Source organism: Pseudoclavibacter sp. VKM Ac-2867 (assembly GCF_015351275.1).
Lineage (GTDB): Bacteria > Actinomycetota > Actinomycetes > Actinomycetales > Microbacteriaceae > Pseudoclavibacter.
Map to the genome: position 1 here is coordinate 57,252 of NZ_JADKSL010000008.1, position 18,505 is coordinate 75,756.

Sequence of the window (18,505 nt, forward strand, 5' to 3'; positions counted from 1 at the left end):
CCCCTGCTCCGCCTGCCCCGCCGCCCCCACCCCACCCCACCGCTCCCGCCCTGCCCCCGCGCCCCCCCCGCCCGCCGGGCAGCGATCGCTTCGGTTTGGGGTGGCGTGGGGAGACGGGGCGAGGTGGCGACCGCGGTGAGGTGGCAGGGCGGCGAGGCAGCGACGGCGACTCAGCGACGGCCAGACAGCGACGGTGGAGGGGTGGGGCATGCTGCGGGAGCGGGGTGCGTGCGATTTGCACCGTGGTCCGGGTTCTCTGGTGCAAAAAGTGCGCCCCTCCGGACTTCTCCTTCGCTAGCTTCTGGGGAGAAGCACGCGGCAAGGAGGCCCCACAGTGAGCAACGATTTCTTCTGGATGAACCCCGCTCGGGTGACGCAGGACGGCAACGTCGGACCGACCGATTCGGCGCAGGTCCCTCGCTTCGCAGGGCCTGCGACGTTCGCGCTGCTGCCGAGGGTCGATGAGGTCGAGAAGCTCGACGTGGCGATCCTCGGGGTCCCCTTCGACAGCGGCGTCTCGTACCGCCCAGGTGCTCGCTTCGGCCCGGCGCACGTGCGCCAGTCGAGCCGCCTCCTGCGCCCCTACCACCCGACGCTCGACGTGTCGCCGTTCGCGGCGCAGCAGGTTGCCGACGCCGGCGACGTCGCCGTCAACCCGTTCGACATCGAGGAGGCGCTCGGGACGGTGGAACAGGCCGCGAAGGCCCTCAGCGACACGGGCGCGAAGATCGTCACGATCGGCGGCGACCACACGATCGCGCTGCCGCTCCTGCGCAACATGGCGCGCATCCACGGCCCCGTCGCGATGCTGCACTTCGACGCGCACCTCGACACGTGGGACACGTACTTCGGTGCGGCATACACGCACGGCACCCCGTTCCGCCGCGCCTTCGAGGAGGGGCTCCTCGACACGGACGCGCTCAGCCACGTCGGCACTCGCGGCCCGCTGTACGGCAAGCAGGACCTCGAGGACGACGAGCGCTTCGGGTTCGGCATCGTCAGCTCGGCCGACATCTACCGTCGCGGAGCGGATGCGGTCGTGCAGCAGCTTCGGCAGCGTATCGGGGATCGTCCGCTCTACATCTCCATCGACATCGACGTGCTCGACCCCGCGCACGCGCCTGGCACCGGGACGCCGGAGGCTGGCGGCATGACGAGCCGCGAGCTGCTCGAGATCCTGCGTGGTCTCGCCGACCTCAACGTCGTCGGCGCAGATGTCGTCGAAGTGTCGCCGGCCTACGATCATGCCGAGCTCACGGGCGTCGCCGCGGCGCACGTCGTCTACGAGCTCGTCTCGATGTTCGCGGTGCGCCGCTAGCTGTCCTTCTCGCGCGTCCGCGGCCTCGCTTTCCGGCGTGCGCTGACCAACTTCAGTGCAGAATCGGGCTCCCTCGCTGTTCCAAGGGCGGTTTGGGCCGTTCTGGCACTGAAGTTGGTCACGAAGGTCGACGGCTGGGAGCTTCGAGCGGGTTCGGCACCCGCACGCGCGCCGTCGGAGTCAGGACCTCCGTCGGTGTCGGTGTCACTCCCAGCGCCAGCGCGCGCATCCGCGTCCTAGGCTTCTGGCATGGGATGCACTTGGCTCGGAACTCCGCCAGAACAGGTGACCGCGGAATGAGCGCCTCGAATGTCGCTGCGAGCAGCGCCGCGCAGGAGGCGGCCTGGCACGATGGAGCCGTGGCGCCGCTCGAGGCGGTCCGGGACGGGATCTGGACGGTGGGCAGCCCGATGCCCGCGGGGCCGACGCCCGGCGGCCGCATGCCGTGCACACTCGCGTCGGTGATCGCCGACGATGCGGGTGGCGTGCACGTCATCGACCCCGGCTCAGGCGCCGAAGGCAACCTCTCCCTGCTCACCGATGCCGTCACGGCGACCGGCCACCGGCTCGACCAGGTGCGTTCGATCATCGTGACGCACCTGCATCACGATCACCTCGGTCTGGCCGAGCCGCTCCGGGATGCGACGGGTGCGCCGATCGTGTTGCACCGTGCCGAGCAGGCGGCTCTGGACGCACTGGCTGCGGACGTGCCGAGCGTCGAGGTCGAGATGGCCAGGCTCGTCGAGTGGGGTGTGCCGGTCGAACGCCGCGCGGAGGTCCTTCGGCTCGTCGGGCGGTCGGCGACGCCGGTCGCGCTGCGCGCGGACGTGCTTGTCGATGACGCGCAGCTGCTCGATGTGCCCGGCAGAGGGCTGCGTGCCATCCACACCCCGGGCCACACGCCCGGGCACCTGTCGATCGTCGACGAGGAGGCCCGGCTGGTCTTCACCGGTGACCACGTCTCGCCCGTGTTGCACCCGGGCCTCGGCCTCGGCGGCACCGATGGCGGCAACCCGGTGCTCCAGTATCAGCGCTCGCTGCGGCGCATCGCCGGGCTCGGCGTCGACGAGGCCGTTCCGGGGCACGGCTACCGGTTCGTGGGGGTTGCCGAACGCTGCGGTGAGCACGCGCGGCACCACCAGCGCCGCACCGATGAGGTTGCCGGAGCCCTCGCGGCCTCGCCAGACGCCTTGATCTTCGAGATCGCCTCTCGCCTCACGTGGTCGGCCGGCTGGGCGAGTCTCGAGGGCTTCACGCTGCGTTCGGCGCTGCAGCAGACGGCGATGCACGTCGAGGCCGTGCGGACCGACTCGGCCTGAGCGCAGCCAGTCCCGGGGTGCTCCAGGTGCGACAGTGCTGGCGGAGCCAACTCGGAGCGGCGACTGGTTGACTGCTGCGAACGTGCTTCCGCGGGGAACGCGACCGGAGCGCGAGCCACGACGTCGAAGACCGGAGGACAACATGGAAGATGCCACTACTCGCCGCTGGATCCTCGCGGGGCTCGTGCTGCTGTCGGTGCTTGTCGTCGGTGCATCCTTCCAGACCGGGGATGTGCTTCTGCGCATCCTCCTCATCCTGCCGACTGCGCTCCTGTGGGTCGTCTACCGTGAGGCTGAGCGACGCCGACGAGATGCGCAGGTCTCGGCCGCCGAGGGCGACAGCCAGGGCACCGGCCGCCGCTGATCGGTGCATGCAGCACCGGGAGCGCTTCGGCGCAACCCCTTGGGCTGGTGGATCTTCCTCGCGTAGCGTCCGGTCCATGACCCATGAGCCAGTAGGTGCAAACACGCCCGACGAGGGCCAGAGCGCCGCGCAAGCGGCCGAGGCTGCCGAGCGGGATGCGCTGCGAAGCGTCCGCGCTGTGGGCGAGGACCGCGGCGACCCGGACGCAGCTCGACACGAGAGCGCGCCCACCCCGCCGAGTGAGGTCGACCCCGAAGCTGGCACGGATGCTGATGGCTTCCCGGTAGAGAACCCCTCCGGCTGAGGCCCAGGTGCTCCCCCTTCGAGTCTGATCAGGCCGATCAAGCCGACTGCCAGAACACCATCGGCTGCCCCGGCGCTCCGCAGGCCTCGGGCGCATCTGTCGGCGCGCTGCCGTACCCACCGCTGCCGTCGATGCTGTCCCCGACACCCACGGTGGCGAAGCCCGGCACGTTGATGCTCTGCCCACCGGGCGTGAGTGACGAGCCGAAGGGGAACTGGACGAAGGTCTGCCCTTCGCCCGTCTCGACGACCCAGCATCCGCCCTCGCTGAGCGCGAGCGTGCCCCCGACTCTCGCCTCCATGATGGCCGTCGGCTCGCGGCCCGCGGCATAGAGAACGGTCGTGTCGGTGGTTGTCGTGCTCGCGGGCCCGGGCCCCGGCAAGATCATGTCACCCGGCTCCGACGGCGGCACGGCTGGGGTGCACGCCGTCAGTGTGCCTCCGAAGGCGAGCGCGATGCCAAGCACGAGGGCGATTCCGCCGCGGCCTTTCGCCGCAGGGCCCGGCCCCTTCTCGATACGACGTGGCCCCCCGCGCGATTCGCTCATGAGCGCGATGCTACTGAACTCGACGCAGGAGCCGAAGCCGAAGCAAGACCAGCCGGGCCGCGTGACGTCTGGCGGTCTCAAGAGGGACCTAGGTCCATTGTCGCGCGTACCCGCATCGGCGAGTGTGATTCCTGAGATGTGATCCCCCCGACGTCTCTCAGGGAACCTCCACGAATGAGGAATCATGCGCAGCCCCCAAACCCCCTCCAGAGCACCACGATCTGCTCGTCTCCTCGCCATGGCGGCGATGGCCGCTGCCATCAGCCTGTTGGCGAGCGGATGCACGTCGGCCGGCGTTGACGGCGCGGGGAGCACGACTGACCCGGCGGCTCCCGAGGTCACTCGCCCCGCCGCGCCGGACGGCGAGCTGCCCGCGGAACTCCAGGACGGGCTGGAGGCTGCCCTCGACGCGGTGATGGCCGAGCTCGAGGTGCCAGGTGCGGCCGCCGGGGTGTGGATTCCGGGCCAGGGCTCGTGGACGACGGCCGCTGGACTCGCGAACGTCGAGGACAGCACGCCCGTCACGACGGACATGTCGTGGCCGATCCGCAGCATCACGAAGTCGTACACGGTCACGCTCATCCTGCAGCTCGCCGACGAGGGCAAGCTGAGCCTCGATGACACCATCGATCAGTACGTCGAGGGCATCACGAACGGCGACAGGATCACGCTCCTGCAGCTCGCGAACATGTCGAGCGGGAACGCCGATTACGTCACGGAGGCCTTCCAGGATGAGTTCCTCTCCGATCCGACGAAGATCTACACCCTGGAGGAGCTGAACGCCCCCGTCGTCGATCAGCCGGCGCGGTTCGAGCCCGGTGCCGAGTACCTGTACACGAACGCCAACACGAACCTGCTCGGCGCGGTCGTCGAGAAGGTGACGGGTGAGCCGTACGCAGATGCGCTCGACGCGCGCATCCTCACCCCGCTCGGGCAGACGGGCACGACGTACCTGACCGACGTCGACGACTGGGCCCAACCGCATCCCACGGGCTACGTCATCGACGACGGCAAGCCCGTCGCGCAGAGCGAGAACCCGTCGATTCTCGGCGCCGCCGGTTCGCTCTTCTCCACGCTCGAGGATGGGCGTGCCTGGGCGGAGACGCTCGGTTCGGGCTCACTGTTGAAGCCGGAGACGCAGGAGCTGCGCCAGGTGGGCCATGAGATCCCGAAGCCGCCCTACGACCTGTACGCGGTGGGGATGGGGGAGACGAACGGGTGGCTCGGCCACAACGGCGAGGGGCTCGGCTTCACGGCCGCCACCTTCCACGACCCGGCGACGGGCGCGAGCATCGTCGTCTACATGAACGAGTCGGACAGCCCTGCTGGGCATCCGGCTGACATCGCCTTCCGCGCCCTCGCTGAGGTTCTCGCGAACGGAGCGGGCGCGTGATCGCCGACGGCGTTGCCGGGCGAGCACGCGGATCAGGGTTCGGCCGCGGCGCTCGCGTCGTGACGGCGGGGGCCGTCGCGATGCTGCTGCTCACGGGGTGCGTCGCGGCCGACGCGAACGATGCGGATGTCCCGGTGTGGGACGGGACGACGCTCGTGTCCGTCCCGGGGCTTCCGGATGCGGCACTCGAGGTCATGAATCAGCCGCAGTTCGCGAGCGGTCGATGGTCGATTGCGGTCGAGGACCTGGACACGGGCGAGGTGCTCGTCGACCTGGACGGCGAGAAGCTCGCCGAGCCGGGCTCCTTCGTGAAGACATACAGCGCTGGCGCCGCGTGGGTGAAGTGGGGGCCGGACCACACGGTTGTGACGCCGGTCAAGCAGTCGGGCGAGGTCACGGCGGGCACGCTCGACGGTGATCTTGTGCTCGTCGGGCAGGGGGATCTGACGATGGGCGGACGCACCAAGGATGACGGCAGCGTCAGCTTCGCGAACCTCGACCACAACGACGCGAACCCCCTGCCGGGGGCGACGCTCACGCCCGAGGATCCCCTGGCGGGCCTCGACGAGCTGGCCGCGCAGGTGAAGGCGTCCGGGATCACGACCGTCAGCGGTGACGTGATCATCGACGACCGCCTGTTCCAGGGCACGCTCGCCGAGCAGCCGATCACCCCCATCGTCATCAACCAGAACCTCCTCGACGTGCTCGTCACGCCGGGGGAGGCGGGCGCCCCCGCGACCGCGGCACTCACACCTGCCGTCGGAAAGTGGGCGCTCGACCTCCAGGTGGAGACGGTGCCCGCTGGTGAGGAGTACAAGGTCGAGGCGCCGGAGGTGTCGGCAAGCGATCCGAACACGATCGTCGTGACCGGCACGATCGCCGCGGATGTTGACCCCGTTCTGCGGGTCTTCGAGTTCGACGACCCGTCGACGTTCGCCCGCACGGCCTTCATCGAGGCGCTGGAGCGCGCGGGGGTCACCGTCGGCGCCGACCCCTTCGCGGGGAACCCGGAGACGGCCCTCCCGAACTGGGACGCCGTCGAGGCGCTCCCCGCGGTCGCGGAGCTCGAGTCGCTGCCGCTCGCCGAGGAGATCACCTACGTCATGAAGGTCAGCTACAACCGCGGCGCACAGACCCTCGTCTGCCGCCTCGCGGTCGACGCGGGCAAGACCGATTGCAACAAGGACGGCATGGGGGTGGCGCAGGCCATCTGGGCCGAGGCCGGCCTCGACACGACGGGCGCCTCCCTCGTCGACGGCTCCGGGCTCGAAGGCAACTACATCACCCCGAAGAACGCGGTGCAGATCCAGAGCCTCATGGCGGAGCGTCCCGACGCCGAGCGGTGGCGCGACACGATGCCGATCCTCGGCGTCGACGGGTCGCTCGCCGACGTGCAGAAGGACAGCCCCGCCGCGGGGAAGGTGTTCGCGAAGACGGGAACCCTCGCGAGTGCCGACGCCTTCAACGGCAGGCTCCGGCTCGGCACCAAGACCCTCGGCGGCGTCATGGTCACCGAGTCCGGCCGCAACCTGGCGTTCACGATCATCGTGAACCAGGGCTTCTACGAGGGCATGCCCGGGGTCTTCGAAGCGAACGATGACGTCGGCAAGGTCGCGGCGATCATCCAGCAGGCGTACTGACCGAGCATCCCCGAGTTCGCACGCAATCCAGGAGGAGACAGCACATGTCCAAGATCGCGAAGAGAACCACGTACACGGCGACCGCCATGGTCGCCGCCCTCGCCCTCGTCTCCTGCACGGCGCAGGCCGCGGAGACCGAGGCACCGACATCCACGCTGAAGCCGTTCGACGAGGCGGCCGTGACCGCGATCTTCGAGGAGACCGCGGAGGAGCTCGGTCAGCCCGGCGCCGTGATGCTGCTGCGCACGCCAGAGGGGGAGTTCACGGCGACCTACGGGGTGACGAGCCCCGGCGGCAGCACTCCCGTCTCGGTCGACGACCACATCCGCATCGGCTCCAACACGAAGACGTGGACCGGCACCGTCATCCTGCAGCTCGTGCAGGAGGGCAAGATCGCGCTCGCGGACCCCGTGTCGAAGTACCGGCCCGACGTGCCGAACGGCGACAACATCACGATCGAGCAGATGCTGCTCATGCGCAGCGGGCTCGCCAACTACACGGAGACGCTCGAGCTCAATACGGCACTGGATGAGGACCCGGACCGCGTATGGGAGCCGGAGGAGCTCATCAAGATGGCGCTTCCTCTTCCGGTCGACTTCGAGCCTGGCACCGACTACCACTACTCGAACACCAACACGATCCTCCTCGGGCTCATCGCCGAGGACCTCGACGGGAAGCCGCTCGCCGAGATCTACGACGAGCGGATCTTCACGCCGCTTGGCCTCGACGAGACGTCGTTCCCCGAGGTCGGCGACAGCAGCATCCCGTCGCCGCACTCCGACGGCTACTTCTGGTGGACGAACGTCAACACGATCGGCTCGTCGAAGCTGCCGCCGGACCTCATGAAGCAGGTCGAGGAGGGCACGTTCACACCCAACGACGGCACCCTCGACAACCCGTCGTGGGCGTGGTCGGCTGGCTCCGGCATCTCGACCGCGGGCGACCTCGCCGACTGGGTTGAGGCGCTCGGTGGGAAGAGCGGCGACATCCTGGATTCGGACATGCAGCAGGCGCGCATGGACAGCTTCCAGCCCACGACGAAGAACCCGGCTGACCCGTCGTACGGCTACAACATCGCCCACTTCGGGCAGTTCTACGGGCACACGGGCGAGCTCCCCGGCTTCAACTCCTTCATGGGCTACGACCCCGTCGCCGACGTGACGCTCGTCGTCTGGGCGAACCTCGCCCCGGCCGCGAACGGCGCGGGGCCCGCCACCGAGATCGCGAAGCAGCTGATCGGCACCCTCTACAGCTCGCCGGTCGCGAGCTAGGAGTTACAGGATTCGCAGGAGTCAGGGAGGTCCTGGCTGGAGCGTTCGGCCCGACCCGGGCCTCTGAGATGGAACCCGGTGCCGGGCCGGACGCGCGTTTCAGCGCCCGCCCGCTCCGGCATCCACGTCTCCGGCGGCCGCGAGGTAGCGGACGACCGCGAGCACTCGGCGGTGGTCGTCGGCAGCGACGGGAAGGTCGAAGGCGTCGTAGATGTTCGAGGTGTGGTGCACGACGGCCTTCTCGGAGGAGCCGAGCCTCGCGGCGATGTAGCTGTTGCTGCGGCCTTCGGCCATGAGCCCGAGCACGTCGAGCTGCCGGGGCGTGAGCTCCCCGACGGGCCCGCTGATCTTCGTCGCCCGCGCGAGGAGCACGGCCACGACGTCGGGGTCGAGCACCGTGCCGCCCGCCTGCACGTGGCGCAGGTCGGCGGTGAAGGCCCGAACGTCGGCGATGCGCTGCTTGAGCAGGTAGCCGACGCCACCGTCGCGTTGCCCGATGAGCTCGCTCGCGTAGCGTCGCTGCACATGCTGCGACAGCACGACCACGGCGGCCTCCGGATGCGCCTGCCGGATGCGGAGGGCCGCGACGAGTCCCTCGTCGGTGAAGGTCGGGGGCATCCGGATGTCGGTGATCACGAGGTCGGGCGCGAGCCGTGCGACCTCGACCTCGAGCTCGACGGCGGTGCCGACCGCGGCGACCACCTCGAAGCCGTCGTTGCTGAGGACGTGCCCGAGCCCCTCGCGCAGCAGCGCTTCGTCTTCGCCGATCACGACCCGCATGGCAGCTCCACTCGTACTTCCGTTCCCGACCCGAGAGGCGAGACGAGCTCGAAGGAGCCGCCGAGGGTATCGATCCGGTCGACGAGCCCCTTCAATCCGGTGCCGTCCTCGACCCGTGCCCCGCCGCGGCCGTCGTCTTTCACCGTCACGCTGAGCAGCGCGCCCCGCTGCGTGATGCGCACGTGCACGGTGCGCGCGTCGGAGTGCTTGACGGCGTTCGTGAGGGCCTCGGCCATGATGAGATACGCCGACTGCGACGTCGCGGGAGCCAAGGTGCTGTCGTCGGCGTCGCTGACGAGGTGCGCGGGGATCTCGAGGCGATCGACGAGGTCTTCGGCGGCCGCCGTCAGCCCGCGCTCGACGAGCGCCGACGGCAGCACCGCGTGCACGAGGCGGCGAAGGTCGGCGGCCGCCGTGTCGATGCGGTGCCGCAGCGCGGTCGCCTCGGCCACGGTCGACGGGTGCGCGTCGCCGGAGTTCGCGATCTGCTGGGCCTCGAGCGCGAGCAGCACGAGCTGCACCTGCAGGCCGTCGTGGAGGTCGCGGGCGATGCGGTTGCGCTCGCGGTCGGCGGTCTCCACGATGCGGAGCCTCGACTGCTGCAGCGCCTCGTTGCTCGCGAGGAGCGCCGCGGTGAGGCGCTCGCGGTCGAGCGCGATGGCGAGCACGCGACCGGCCCGGCGCACGGTCTCGGGGTCTGCGATCATCCGCTCGTCGTAGCTGATGGCGCCGACCAGTCGGGACTCGACGTGCACCTCCTGCCACTGGCGTGGTGTCGACTGGGCGCGGACCTCCACGTCGAGGCCCGCTTCGTCGACGAACACCTGCCGGTTCTCTGCCCAGTAGGCGACCCGCAGCGAGTCGTCGCCGAGCGAGCGGGCGAGCGCCGCCCCGACGACGGTTCGTGCGGAGCCGGCCAGGCTGAGCCAGGCGCTGAGCACCTCCGCCTCCACGGTCTGGGCGTAGCCGCCGATGAGCACGCCGAGGAGGAAGGCGATGGGGATGCCCGCGATGACGACCAGCTGGATGGAGCCGATCACCTCGCCGGGAGCGCCAAGGAGGCGCAGCACGTTCGCGGAGAGGGGGATGCTCAGCACTGCGAGGATGCCGTACAGGTAGAGGGGGAGCAGGACGCGCAGGTTCTTCGGGTCGGCGGAGCGGAGGCGGCGGATGAGGAGGGCCGCGGTCACCCCCATGACGCCGAGGCCAACAAACGCCTGCACCCAGACTCCGACGAGGTGCGGGAGCGTGCCGGGTGGGAGCACGTACAGCGGGATCTGCAGCAGGAGCGTCACTCCGTAGCCGACGGCCACCGTGGCGATGGAGACGCGCCCCTGCAGACGTCCGGACGGGAAGGCGTGCAGGAGGTGCACCGTGACGGCGAGGATGAGGGTCGCGAAGATGGTGCTCAGCTCCACCAGTACGGGGAGACCTAGGTTGCCGACCCCGCCGAGGAACATGGCGATCGCGCCGACGAGCAGCAGGCCGCCGACCATGCTCAGAGGGCGCTGCCACCACGCGATGACGCCGGCGGCCGTCCAGACGAAGAACACGGCGGTGAAGGCGAGCGGCACCCAGAACGGGATGGGCGCATCCACGCCGACGGCGAGCTGGACGCCGCCGAGGGCGAGCGCGAGCACGGCGATGAGCAGGAGGGCCGGGCGCAGGGCATCGCCTCGCGCCGCGCGAAGCGGGATGCGTGCTGCTCGGGCGTCGATGGAACGGGTCACGTCGAGGTCACCTCGGCTCAGGCCAAGTGATGCAGCGGTGCGTTCGGCGAGCACTGGTCTCGCTGAGGTGCGGTGCTGCGCGCTGGGAGAGCGTGCCCGAAGCCTACCGCGGTGGGGGCGCCTGCGGGGGTGCGCGGGCTACCCTGGTGGCTTGCTCGCACGGCACAGGCTGATCACCGTCTGCACGGGGCGGAGAGGCCCGGCTCGGGGCACTCGCGGCGGGGTGAATGGAGGGACCGCATGTCGGTACGGGCTGGGCGATGGTTTCTGGTCATAGCGGCCGCTGCGTTGCTCGTCGGCCTCTCGTGGTTCGTGCTCGTCGAGGCTGCCGCGGGGCCGTGGGCGCAGGGCTCGGTGGGCGGCGCGGTGCTGGCTCTCCTCGGGGCCGTGGCATTCGCCGTGGGCGCCGTGTTCTTCGGTCGGTTCGTCGAAGCGAGGGTCGAAGAGACCGGTCTTGTGATCAGCTCCGTTCGGCGGAGGGAGCGGGTCATCCCGCTCGCCGTCATCGACGAGGTCGTCGTCGTCGAGCGCCTGCTGCTTCCGACGAGGATGGGGCCGGGATCTGCCGCGCGAGTTATCTTGCGGGGCGGCGGCGACACGATCGCGGCGTTCACGCCGCACGGTCTCGGGGTCGTGGGTGCGCTCCGCTCGGCCGGGTGCCGCGTCACGCTGATCAGCGAGCCGCTCTCCCCGATGCTCGTGCGGCGACGCTACCGAGGCGGAGCGAGTCCCGGTGAGGTTCTCGTGGCGGGGGCGCCGTTGGTCGCGATCATCGTCGCGGCGCTGGTGCTGCTCTGGGTCCTGACCGAGTGGTTCGCCGGGTAGCTACTCCACGTACTCGAGGGCGATGACGAGCTCGGCGCGCACGCGGGCGTCGTCGAGGTCGAGCCCGAGCAGCCCCCGCAGCTGGTCGATGCCGCGGCGCACGCTGTTGCGGTGCATCCCGAGCTCGCGGCCCGTCGCATCCCAGTGCCCGTTCGCGTGCAGCCAGGCGCGGAGCAGCGCGAGGCGTGCGTCCCTGGCCTCCGCGTCGAGGTCGAGGAGCGGTTCGAGACGTCGCTCGGCGAGCGCGCGCCCCGAGGCCGCGCCGATGAACGAGTGCACGGGCGCGAGGTCGGCGCCGACGCGCACCACCCCGCCGTCCTCCCTCGCTCGCCGCTCGAGTGCGCGAACCTCCGCGGCGGATGCACGGAGCTGCTCGGCCGTGACGGGTCGGCCGACGACGAAGCTCCACCCCTCGTCGAGGAATGCGGCGAGGCGCCGATCCGTGACGTCGAGGCGGGTGATGAGGGTGACGGTGGCGTGCTCGGCCGAGATGGTGACGAGCTTCGTGTCGAAGAGGCTGCGCCAGCGGTGCAGCTCGCTCGCGTCCTTCAGGGAGGAGGGCGCGCAGGCGACGACGACCCGGAGGGTTCGGGCGCGCGCGTCTCCGCCGGCCGCCTGCAGGAGGAGGTCGCGCCACAGCTCGGTGTCCGGGCCGCCGTCCGGGCGGGCGAACACGTCGTCGGCTTCGAGGAGGAGCGGCACGAGCAGCTGGCCGGGCGCGACGCTGCCGGAGGTGCGCTGCCTCGCGATGAGCTCGAGCATGCCGTGAGCCGTTGTGAGGAACGCGTGCGCCGTCGAGCCCGCCGGGGGAGCGGCCTCCACGAGCAGCGTGCCGAGGGCGGCTCCGCCGAGGCTGCGCAGCGGGTAGGCGGCCGGTCCGCCCCTCGTCTGGTCTGCCGACTCGGCGAGGGCCCCCAGCACGGGTGCGGGTGGCACCTGGCCGGCCCTCGCGCGCACCGCGCCGCCTGGTCCGACGACCGCCGCCCAGGAGCCGAGCCGCTCGGCGAGCGCCGCCGCCACGGCCGTCTCGGGCTGGTCCGCGGAGGCTGCGCGCAGCAGTCTGCGAGTCGCGTCGGCGAGCGTGCGCAGCGCATCCACTCGCCGCAGCTCGGTCATCTCGGCGAAGGTGCGCGACACGGCCACGAACGGGGTGTCGTTGGGGATGCGCACGAGCGTGAGGTCGCTTGCAGTGCAGGCCTCGAGGAGGGCGGGTGGCACCTCGTGGAACACCGGGTCGATGCCGAGGCCGAGCGCGACGACGCCCGCGCTGACGGCCCGTTCGACGTAGCCCTCCAGCTCGGCGTGGTCGAGGTCGCGCAGCCCGACGCCGGCCGTCAGCAGGAACTCGCCGCCGAGGAGGTACGGCGTCGGGTCGGTGAGGTCGCTCGTCGCGACCCAGCGGATGCTCACATCGAGGTCGCCGGGCACGAGCACCTCGAGGTGCAGCTCGGGACGTGCGAGCAGCTGGGCGAGTGAGATCTGGCCGTGCGGTGACGAGGGTGATGGCATGCGAGCTCCCGTGCATTCTGTCGCATCTTCGCGACAAACCGAGCATATCGCCCGTGGATGCACTGCGTGGTGCGACCATACGATTGCCAGGCCCAGCAGTGCTGGGCGCAGTTGGACAGCGCCGATCGATCCCTGATCATGCTGGTCCCGAACCCAAGAAGGGCAACCGTCAATGGCGACACCACCCACCACAGCCGGCCGGTCACGCACGCCGCTCGGCACGCAGCTGCTGCGCCGCAAGCCGCTGGAGCAGCTCACCGACGAGTCCCTGACCGAGTCGGGCGAGGGCGGCCTGAAGCGCACCCTCGGCATGTGGCAGCTGACGATGATCAGCGTCGGCGCGACGCTGGGCACGGGCATCTTCGTGATCCTGGGCACCGCGGTCCCGCTCGCCGGCCCCGCCGTCTGGATCGCGTTCGCCGTCGCCGGCCTCGCGGCGCTGCTCTCGGCCCTCTCCTACGCCGAGATGGCGAGCTCGGTGCCCGTCTCCGGGTCGAGCTACTCCTACTCCTACGCGACGATGGGCGAGGGCGTCGCCTGGGTGTGCGGCTGGTGCCTGGTGCTCGAGTACGGCGTCTCGGTGGCCGCCGTCGCGGTCGGCGCCGGGCAGTACGTCAACGAGACGCTCGGCGTCTTCGGCCTCGCGCTCCCGCCGGCGCTCGCGAACCCGATCGGCCTCGACGGCGGCTTCTTCAACCTGCCAGCCGCGGCGCTCGTGATCGTCGCGATGCTGCTGCTCGTGCGCGGCGCGAAGGAGAGCGCCTGGGTGAACACCGTCATGGTCGCCATCAAGGTCATCGTGCTGCTCATCTTCGTGTTCATAGCCTTCACGGCGTTCACGACGGCGAACTTCGAGCCGCTCGCCCCCATGGGTGCGGCCGGCGTCGCGGCTGCTTCGAGCCGCCTCTTCTTCTCCTACATCGGCTTCGACGCCGCCTCCACGGCCGGCGACGAGGCGAAGAACCCGCAGAAGGATCTGCCGCGCGCGATCATCCTGTCGATGGTCATCGTCACGGTCGTCTACATCCTTGTCGCGGTCGCCGCCATCGGCGCGCTCCCGTGGACCGAGTTCAACGACGGCGAGGCGGCGTTCGTGCGCATCCTCACCGACATCACGGGCCAGCCGCTGCTCGCGCTCATGTTCTCGGTCGGCGCGGTCATCGCGATCGCGAGCGTCGTGCTGACGGTCTACTACGGGCAGACGCGCATCCTGTTCCGCATGTCGCGCGACGGCATGGTGCCGAAGATCTTCGGCCGCGTGCGCCCCTCGACGGGCACCCCGGTCGCCGGCACGGTCATCGTGGGGTCGATCATCGCGGTCGTCGCCGCGTTCATCCCGCTCGGCGAGCTGGCGGATGCGACGAGCATCGGCACGCTGTTCGCGTTCGCGCTCGTCAACCTCTCGGTCATCTACCTGCGCCGCGCCCGCCCCGAGCTGCCGCGCAGCTACAAGGTGCCGTTCTTCCCCGTCGTGCCGATCCTGGGCATCGTCATGTGCCTCGGCCTCATGGTCACGCTCGGCGGCACCACCTGGATGGTGTTCGGGCTGTGGATGCTCGTGGGTGTCGGCCTGTACTTCGCGTACGGTCGGAAGCACTCCATCGTCGGCGCCATGAGCGAGAACGACTACGTCAACGCGGCGACCGCCGCGACCCCCGTCATCATGAAGGAGCACAAGTGACCATCGCGACCCCGATGCCGAGCGGCCCGCAGCGAGCGGAAGGCGCATCCACGCCGCAGGACTCCCAGCCGGTGACCATGCTCAACCCGGACTTCCCGTTCAGCTACGACGAGTTCCTCACGCACCCGGCCGGCCTCGGTTCGGTGCCGGAGCGGATGCACGGCACCGAGGTCGCCGTCGTCGGCGCCGGTCTCGCGGGTGTCGTCGCCGCGTACGAACTCATGAAGATGGGGCTGAAGCCCGTCATCTTCGAGGCGGACAGCATCGGCGGTCGCCTCAAGACGCGGTCGTTCGATGCGGCGCCGAGCGTCATCGCCGATCTTGGCGGCATGCGCTTCCCCGAGTCGGGGCGTGCGTTCTACCACTACGTCGATCTCGTCGGGTTGGAGACGCAGGCGTTCCCGAATCCGCTGGCGGAGGTGACGCCGTCGACGGTCATCGAGCTCGCCGGCACGTCGTTCTACGCCGAGACTCCCGCCGACCTGCCCCCGTTCTTCACGGAGGTGGCGGAGGCGTGGAAGCGTGCGCTGACGGAGGAGGCCGACCTGGTGCGCATCCAGGACGCCATCCGCGCACGCGATACGGAGACCCTGAAGGCCGCATGGAACGAGCTGGTCGAGAAGTTCGACAACCGCTCGTTCTATGGATTCGTGGCAGAGAGCGCGGCCTTCAGGGATCTCAGCTTCGAGCACATCGAGGCGTTCGGGCAGGTGGGCTTCGGCACGGGTGGTTGGGACACCGACTTCGGCAACTCGATCCTCGAGATCCTGCGGGTCGTGTTCACGAACGCCGACGACGCGCACCGCCGCATCGTGGGCGGGGCGCAGAAGCTGCCCGTCGACCTGTGGCACCACGAGCCGACCGAGCTGGAGCACTGGCCTGAGGGCACGAGCCTCGCGAGCCTGCACGGTGGGGTGCCGCGCGGTGCGGTCGCCGCGATCAAGCGCGGGCAGAACGGTGGCGTCAGCATCACGGAGAAGTGGGGGCGCACGCAGGAGTTCGCGTCCGCCATCGTGACCTGCCAGTCGTGGCTGCTGTCGGCGCGCATCGACACCGACGAGGAGCTGTTCACGCCCGAGATGTGGACGGCCATCGAGAAGAGCCACTACATGCTCTCGTCGAAGACGTTCGTGATGGTCGACCGGCCCTTCTGGCGCGACCTGGACCCGGCGACGGGGAAGCCCGTCATGAGCATGACGCTCACCGACCGCCTGCCCCGCGCGACGTACCTCATCGACGAGGGCCCCGACAAGCCCGCCGTGATCCTGCTCTCCTACACGTGGAACGACGACGCCCTGAAGTGGCTGGCCCTCGACGCGTCGGAGCGCACGCGGCTCATGCTGCATTCGCTCGACAAGATCTACCCCGGCCTCGACATCGGCGCGCACATCGTGGGGGAGCCGATCACCGTCTCGTGGGAGGCCGACCCCAACTACATGGGCGCGTTCAAGAACAACCTGCCCGGCCACTACCGCTACCAGGAGCGCCTCTTCGGGCACTTCGTGCAGGACGAGCTCGACGACCACCAGCGGGGCATCTTCCTCGCGGGCGACGACATCTCGTTCACGGCAGGCTGGGCCGAGGGTGCGGTGACGACGGCCCTCAACGCCGTGTGGGGCGTCGCGAAGCACCTCGGGGGCGCATCCGCTGCCGGGAACCCGGGGCCGGGTGACGTGTGGTCGGAGCTTGCTCCGGTGCGCCTCGACTAGCCTTCCGCTGTGACTGACTCCTCGAACGGCTCCATAGACGCAACGCACATGTTCGGCGACGAGCCGGAGATGGTGCACTCGAGCCGCTCGGCGATCTCGACCGGGCAGCTGCCTGACTCCGACGACGTGAAGACCGCGGTGGACGAGACGTACGAGCAGTTCTCGTCGGTCGACGACGGCGAGGTGCCCGACTACATTCCGGCGCTGGCGGATGCGGACCCGGACCTGTTCGGGATCTGCATCGTGTCCACCGAGGGGCAGTCGTACAGTCGCGGCGACGCCGAGCTGCTGTTCACGATCCAGTCGATCTCGAAGGCGTTCGTGTTCGCGCTCGTGCGCGAGGAGGTCGGGCACACGAAGGCGCGCGAACTGGTGGGCGTGAACAACACGGGCCTGCCGTTCGACTCGGTCATGGCGATCGAGCTGAACGGCGGCCGCACCATGAACCCCCTCGTCAACGCGGGGGCGCTCGCCACGTCGGCGCTCGCGCCGGGGGAGACGTGGGAGGAGAAGTGGGACTTCATCCTGAGCGGCCTCTCCGCCTTCGCGGGGCGCGACCTCGAGATCGACGAGGACGCGTTCGCTTCGGAGCGCAAGAACAACATCCGCAACCAGGGCATCGCGCGCCTCCTGCAGAGCTACGGGCACATCACCCTCGACCCGCACGAGGTCACCGAGCTGTACACGCGGCAGTGCGCGCTGCTCGTGACCACCGAGGACCTGGCTGTCATGGGGGCGACGCTCGCCGACGGCGGGAGGAACCCGAAGACGGGCGAGCAGGTCATCGGGCAGGGCGCATCCAGGGACGCGCTCGCCGTGATGGCCGCGAACGGCCTGTACGAGGCGAGCGGCGAGTGGCTGTACGAGATCGGGATGCCCGCGAAGAGCGGCGTCTCGGGCGGGCTCGTGACGATCGCCCCAGGCAAGGGCGGCTTCGCGAGCTACTCGCCGCGGCTCGACGACGCCGGCAACAGCGTGCGCGGCATCAAAGCCGCGCGGCACCTGTCGAACGAGCTCGGCATGAACCTCTTCGCGTCGGGCACCGTGCAGGACTAGATTCAAGGTCGTGACGACTCTCCCCGAACAGACGCTCCTGCCGGAACACCCGACCGCGTTCCCCAGCGAGCCGGACCTCGTGCATCCCGACACCCGTGTCGTCTCGACCGGCAGGCTGCCGGATGCCGAGCACGTGCGGGAGATGCTCTCGGAGACGTATGAGCGGTACCGCCACGTGCAGGACGGCGCCGTCGCCGACTACATTCCCGCGCTCGCGGAGGCCGACTCGTCCTGGTTCGGGCTGAGCCTCACCTCGGCGAACGGGCACCGATTCTCGTTCGGGGACGCGCAGCTCAAGTTCTCGATCCAGTCGATCTCGAAGGCGTTCGTGTACGCGCTGGTCGTGCAGGAGCTGGGGCACGAGGAGGTGCGCGAGCGCATCGGCGTCAACAACACGGGGCTGCCGTTCAACTCGGTCATGGCGATCGAGCTCAACGGCGGACGCACCATGAATCCGCTCGTCAACGCGGGGGCGATCGCGACGACGTCGCTCGTGCCCGGAAAGACGTGGGATGAGAAGTGGGACTTCATCCACGCGGGGCTGTCGAACTTCGTCGGCCACCCGCTCGAGATCGACGAGCGCGTCTACGAGTCGGAGATGAAGACCAACACCCGCAACCGCAGCATCGCGAGGCTGCTCGAGAGCTACGGGCACATCTCGCTCGACCCGACGCAGGTGACCGAGCTGTACACGCGGCAGTGCTCGCTGCTCGTCACCGCCGAGGACCTCGCCACGATGGGCGCGACGCTGGCCGACGGCGGCGACTGCCCCATCTCCGGCGTCGATGTCGTCGATCCGTCCGTGAGCCGCGACGTGCTGTCGGTCATGGCGACGAACGGCATGTACGAGGCGAGCGGCGACTGGCTGTTCGAGGTGGGCATGCCCGGCAAGAGCGGCGTCTCCGGCGGCATCGTCACGATCGCACCGGGCAAGGGCTCGCTCGCGACGTTCTCCCCGCCACTGGATGCGGCCGGCAACAGCGTGCGCGGCATCCGCGCCACCCGCCACCTGTCGAACAAGCTCGGCCTGAATATGTTCGCGTCGACGGTGCAGTAGGC

Annotated in this window: 16 protein-coding genes; 12 read left to right on the plus strand and 4 right to left on the minus strand. The window is 69.9% G+C overall.

Annotated elements, in window-relative coordinates:
• Window positions 1-355: 355 nt before the first annotated feature.
• The 4 genes from speB to ITJ67_RS09635 all read left to right on the plus strand — a co-directional run bounded on the left by speB (window position 356) and on the right by ITJ67_RS09635 (window position 3,305).
• On the plus strand, window positions 356-1,318 hold the full coding sequence (gene speB, locus ITJ67_RS09620) for an agmatinase (protein ID WP_104301129.1): 963 nt from the start codon (window positions 356-358) through the stop codon (window positions 1,316-1,318).
• Window positions 1,319-1,614: 296 nt separating this feature from the next.
• Complete coding sequence (locus tag ITJ67_RS09625; protein ID WP_194677462.1) at window positions 1,615-2,637, plus strand: MBL fold metallo-hydrolase; 1,023 nt, start codon at window positions 1,615-1,617, stop codon at window positions 2,635-2,637.
• Window positions 2,638-2,779: 142 nt separating this feature from the next.
• On the plus strand, window positions 2,780-3,001 hold the full coding sequence (locus ITJ67_RS09630) for a hypothetical protein (RefSeq protein ID WP_194677463.1): 222 nt from the start codon (window positions 2,780-2,782) through the stop codon (window positions 2,999-3,001).
• Between the two features lie 76 nt (window positions 3,002-3,077).
• On the plus strand, window positions 3,078-3,305 hold the full coding sequence (locus ITJ67_RS09635) for a hypothetical protein (RefSeq protein ID WP_104331716.1): 228 nt from the start codon (window positions 3,078-3,080) through the stop codon (window positions 3,303-3,305).
• 37 nt (window positions 3,306-3,342) lie between these two features.
• On the opposite strand, the gene ITJ67_RS09640 is transcribed toward ITJ67_RS09635, so the two are convergent.
• Window positions 3,343-3,852: a hypothetical protein gene (locus tag ITJ67_RS09640; RefSeq protein WP_194677464.1), complete on the minus strand. Its 510-nt coding sequence runs from the start codon at window positions 3,850-3,852 to the stop codon at window positions 3,343-3,345.
• A gap of 184 nt (window positions 3,853-4,036) precedes the next feature.
• Between ITJ67_RS09640 and ITJ67_RS09645 the strand changes: the two genes are divergently transcribed.
• From ITJ67_RS09645 to ITJ67_RS09655, 3 genes are read left to right on the plus strand one after another with little or no spacing between them, the layout of a single operon-like run.
• Entirely contained in the window at window positions 4,037-5,245 is a 1,209-nt protein-coding gene (locus ITJ67_RS09645; RefSeq protein ID WP_194677465.1) for a serine hydrolase domain-containing protein, read from the plus strand.
• A complete protein-coding gene (gene dacB, locus ITJ67_RS09650) occupies window positions 5,242-6,885 on the plus strand; it encodes a D-alanyl-D-alanine carboxypeptidase/D-alanyl-D-alanine-endopeptidase (protein WP_323741436.1) in 1,644 nt (547 codons plus the stop codon). Before ITJ67_RS09645 ends, dacB begins: the two co-directional genes overlap by 4 nt.
• Before the next feature lie 44 nt (window positions 6,886-6,929).
• Window positions 6,930-8,156, plus strand: coding sequence for a serine hydrolase domain-containing protein (locus ITJ67_RS09655; RefSeq protein ID WP_194677466.1), 1,227 nt, complete (start codon window positions 6,930-6,932; stop codon window positions 8,154-8,156).
• Between the two features lie 99 nt (window positions 8,157-8,255).
• Here the strand turns inward: ITJ67_RS09655 and ITJ67_RS09660 are convergent, their stop codons facing one another.
• Both ITJ67_RS09660 and ITJ67_RS20260 read right to left on the minus strand, forming a co-directional pair.
• The gene (locus ITJ67_RS09660) at window positions 8,256-8,936 is read right to left on the minus strand and encodes a response regulator (RefSeq protein WP_160075262.1); all 681 of its coding nucleotides are present in this window, start codon (window positions 8,934-8,936) and stop codon (window positions 8,256-8,258) included.
• Window positions 8,924-10,666, minus strand: a complete 1,743-nt coding sequence (locus tag ITJ67_RS20260) for a histidine kinase (RefSeq protein ID WP_194677467.1) — start codon at window positions 10,664-10,666, stop codon at window positions 8,924-8,926. Before ITJ67_RS20260 ends, ITJ67_RS09660 begins: the two co-directional genes overlap by 13 nt.
• A gap of 240 nt (window positions 10,667-10,906) precedes the next feature.
• Here ITJ67_RS20260 and ITJ67_RS09670 point away from each other — a divergent pair, with 240 nt between their 5' ends.
• Window positions 10,907-11,491, plus strand: a complete 585-nt coding sequence (locus ITJ67_RS09670) for a hypothetical protein (protein WP_194677468.1) — start codon at window positions 10,907-10,909, stop codon at window positions 11,489-11,491.
• On the opposite strand, the gene ITJ67_RS09675 is transcribed toward ITJ67_RS09670, so the two are convergent.
• Window positions 11,492-13,000: a PucR family transcriptional regulator gene (locus ITJ67_RS09675; protein ID WP_194677469.1), complete on the minus strand. Its 1,509-nt coding sequence runs from the start codon at window positions 12,998-13,000 to the stop codon at window positions 11,492-11,494. It abuts the gene before it with no gap.
• A gap of 172 nt (window positions 13,001-13,172) precedes the next feature.
• Here ITJ67_RS09675 and ITJ67_RS09680 point away from each other — a divergent pair, with 172 nt between their 5' ends.
• The 4 genes from ITJ67_RS09680 to glsA (ITJ67_RS09695) are packed head-to-tail and all read left to right on the plus strand — an operon-like array spanning window position 13,173 to window position 18,503.
• Entirely contained in the window at window positions 13,173-14,681 is a 1,509-nt protein-coding gene (locus ITJ67_RS09680) for an amino acid permease (protein ID WP_104306428.1), read from the plus strand.
• Window positions 14,678-16,390 (plus strand): flavin monoamine oxidase family protein, encoded by a 1,713-nt coding sequence (locus ITJ67_RS09685; RefSeq protein ID WP_374953209.1) that lies wholly within the window; start codon window positions 14,678-14,680, stop codon window positions 16,388-16,390. The genes ITJ67_RS09680 and ITJ67_RS09685 overlap by 4 nt, the downstream gene beginning before the upstream one ends.
• Window positions 16,391-16,399: 9 nt before the next feature.
• Complete coding sequence (gene glsA, locus ITJ67_RS09690) at window positions 16,400-17,446, plus strand: glutaminase A (protein WP_323741437.1); 1,047 nt, start codon at window positions 16,400-16,402, stop codon at window positions 17,444-17,446.
• Between the two features lie 10 nt (window positions 17,447-17,456).
• Complete coding sequence (gene glsA / locus ITJ67_RS09695) at window positions 17,457-18,503, plus strand: glutaminase A (RefSeq protein ID WP_308471384.1); 1,047 nt, start codon at window positions 17,457-17,459, stop codon at window positions 18,501-18,503.
• The last annotated feature ends 2 nt before the right edge of the window (window positions 18,504-18,505 follow it).

Bases quoted from the DNA above. Each gene is read 5' to 3' on its own strand.
- ITJ67_RS09640 (WP_194677464.1), bottom strand. From the start codon at position 3,852: ATGAGCGAATCGCGCGGGGGGCCACGTCGTATCGAGAAGGGGCCGGGC.
- ITJ67_RS09670 (WP_194677468.1), top strand. From the start codon at position 10,907: ATGTCGGTACGGGCTGGGCGATGGTTTCTGGTCATAGCGGCCGCTGCG.
- ITJ67_RS09675 (WP_194677469.1), bottom strand. From the start codon at position 13,000: ATGCCATCACCCTCGTCACCGCACGGCCAGATCTCACTCGCCCAGCTG.
- speB (WP_104301129.1), top strand. From the start codon at position 356: ATGAACCCCGCTCGGGTGACGCAGGACGGCAACGTCGGACCGACCGAT.
- ITJ67_RS09635 (WP_104331716.1), top strand. From the start codon at position 3,078: ATGACCCATGAGCCAGTAGGTGCAAACACGCCCGACGAGGGCCAGAGC.
- ITJ67_RS09660 (WP_160075262.1), bottom strand. From the start codon at position 8,936: ATGCGGGTCGTGATCGGCGAAGACGAAGCGCTGCTGCGCGAGGGGCTC.
- ITJ67_RS09630 (WP_194677463.1), top strand. From the start codon at position 2,780: ATGGAAGATGCCACTACTCGCCGCTGGATCCTCGCGGGGCTCGTGCTG.
- ITJ67_RS09655 (WP_194677466.1), top strand. From the start codon at position 6,930: ATGTCCAAGATCGCGAAGAGAACCACGTACACGGCGACCGCCATGGTC.
- ITJ67_RS09625 (WP_194677462.1), top strand. From the start codon at position 1,615: ATGAGCGCCTCGAATGTCGCTGCGAGCAGCGCCGCGCAGGAGGCGGCC.
- ITJ67_RS09680 (WP_104306428.1), top strand. From the start codon at position 13,173: ATGGCGACACCACCCACCACAGCCGGCCGGTCACGCACGCCGCTCGGC.
- ITJ67_RS09645 (WP_194677465.1), top strand. From the start codon at position 4,037: ATGCGCAGCCCCCAAACCCCCTCCAGAGCACCACGATCTGCTCGTCTC.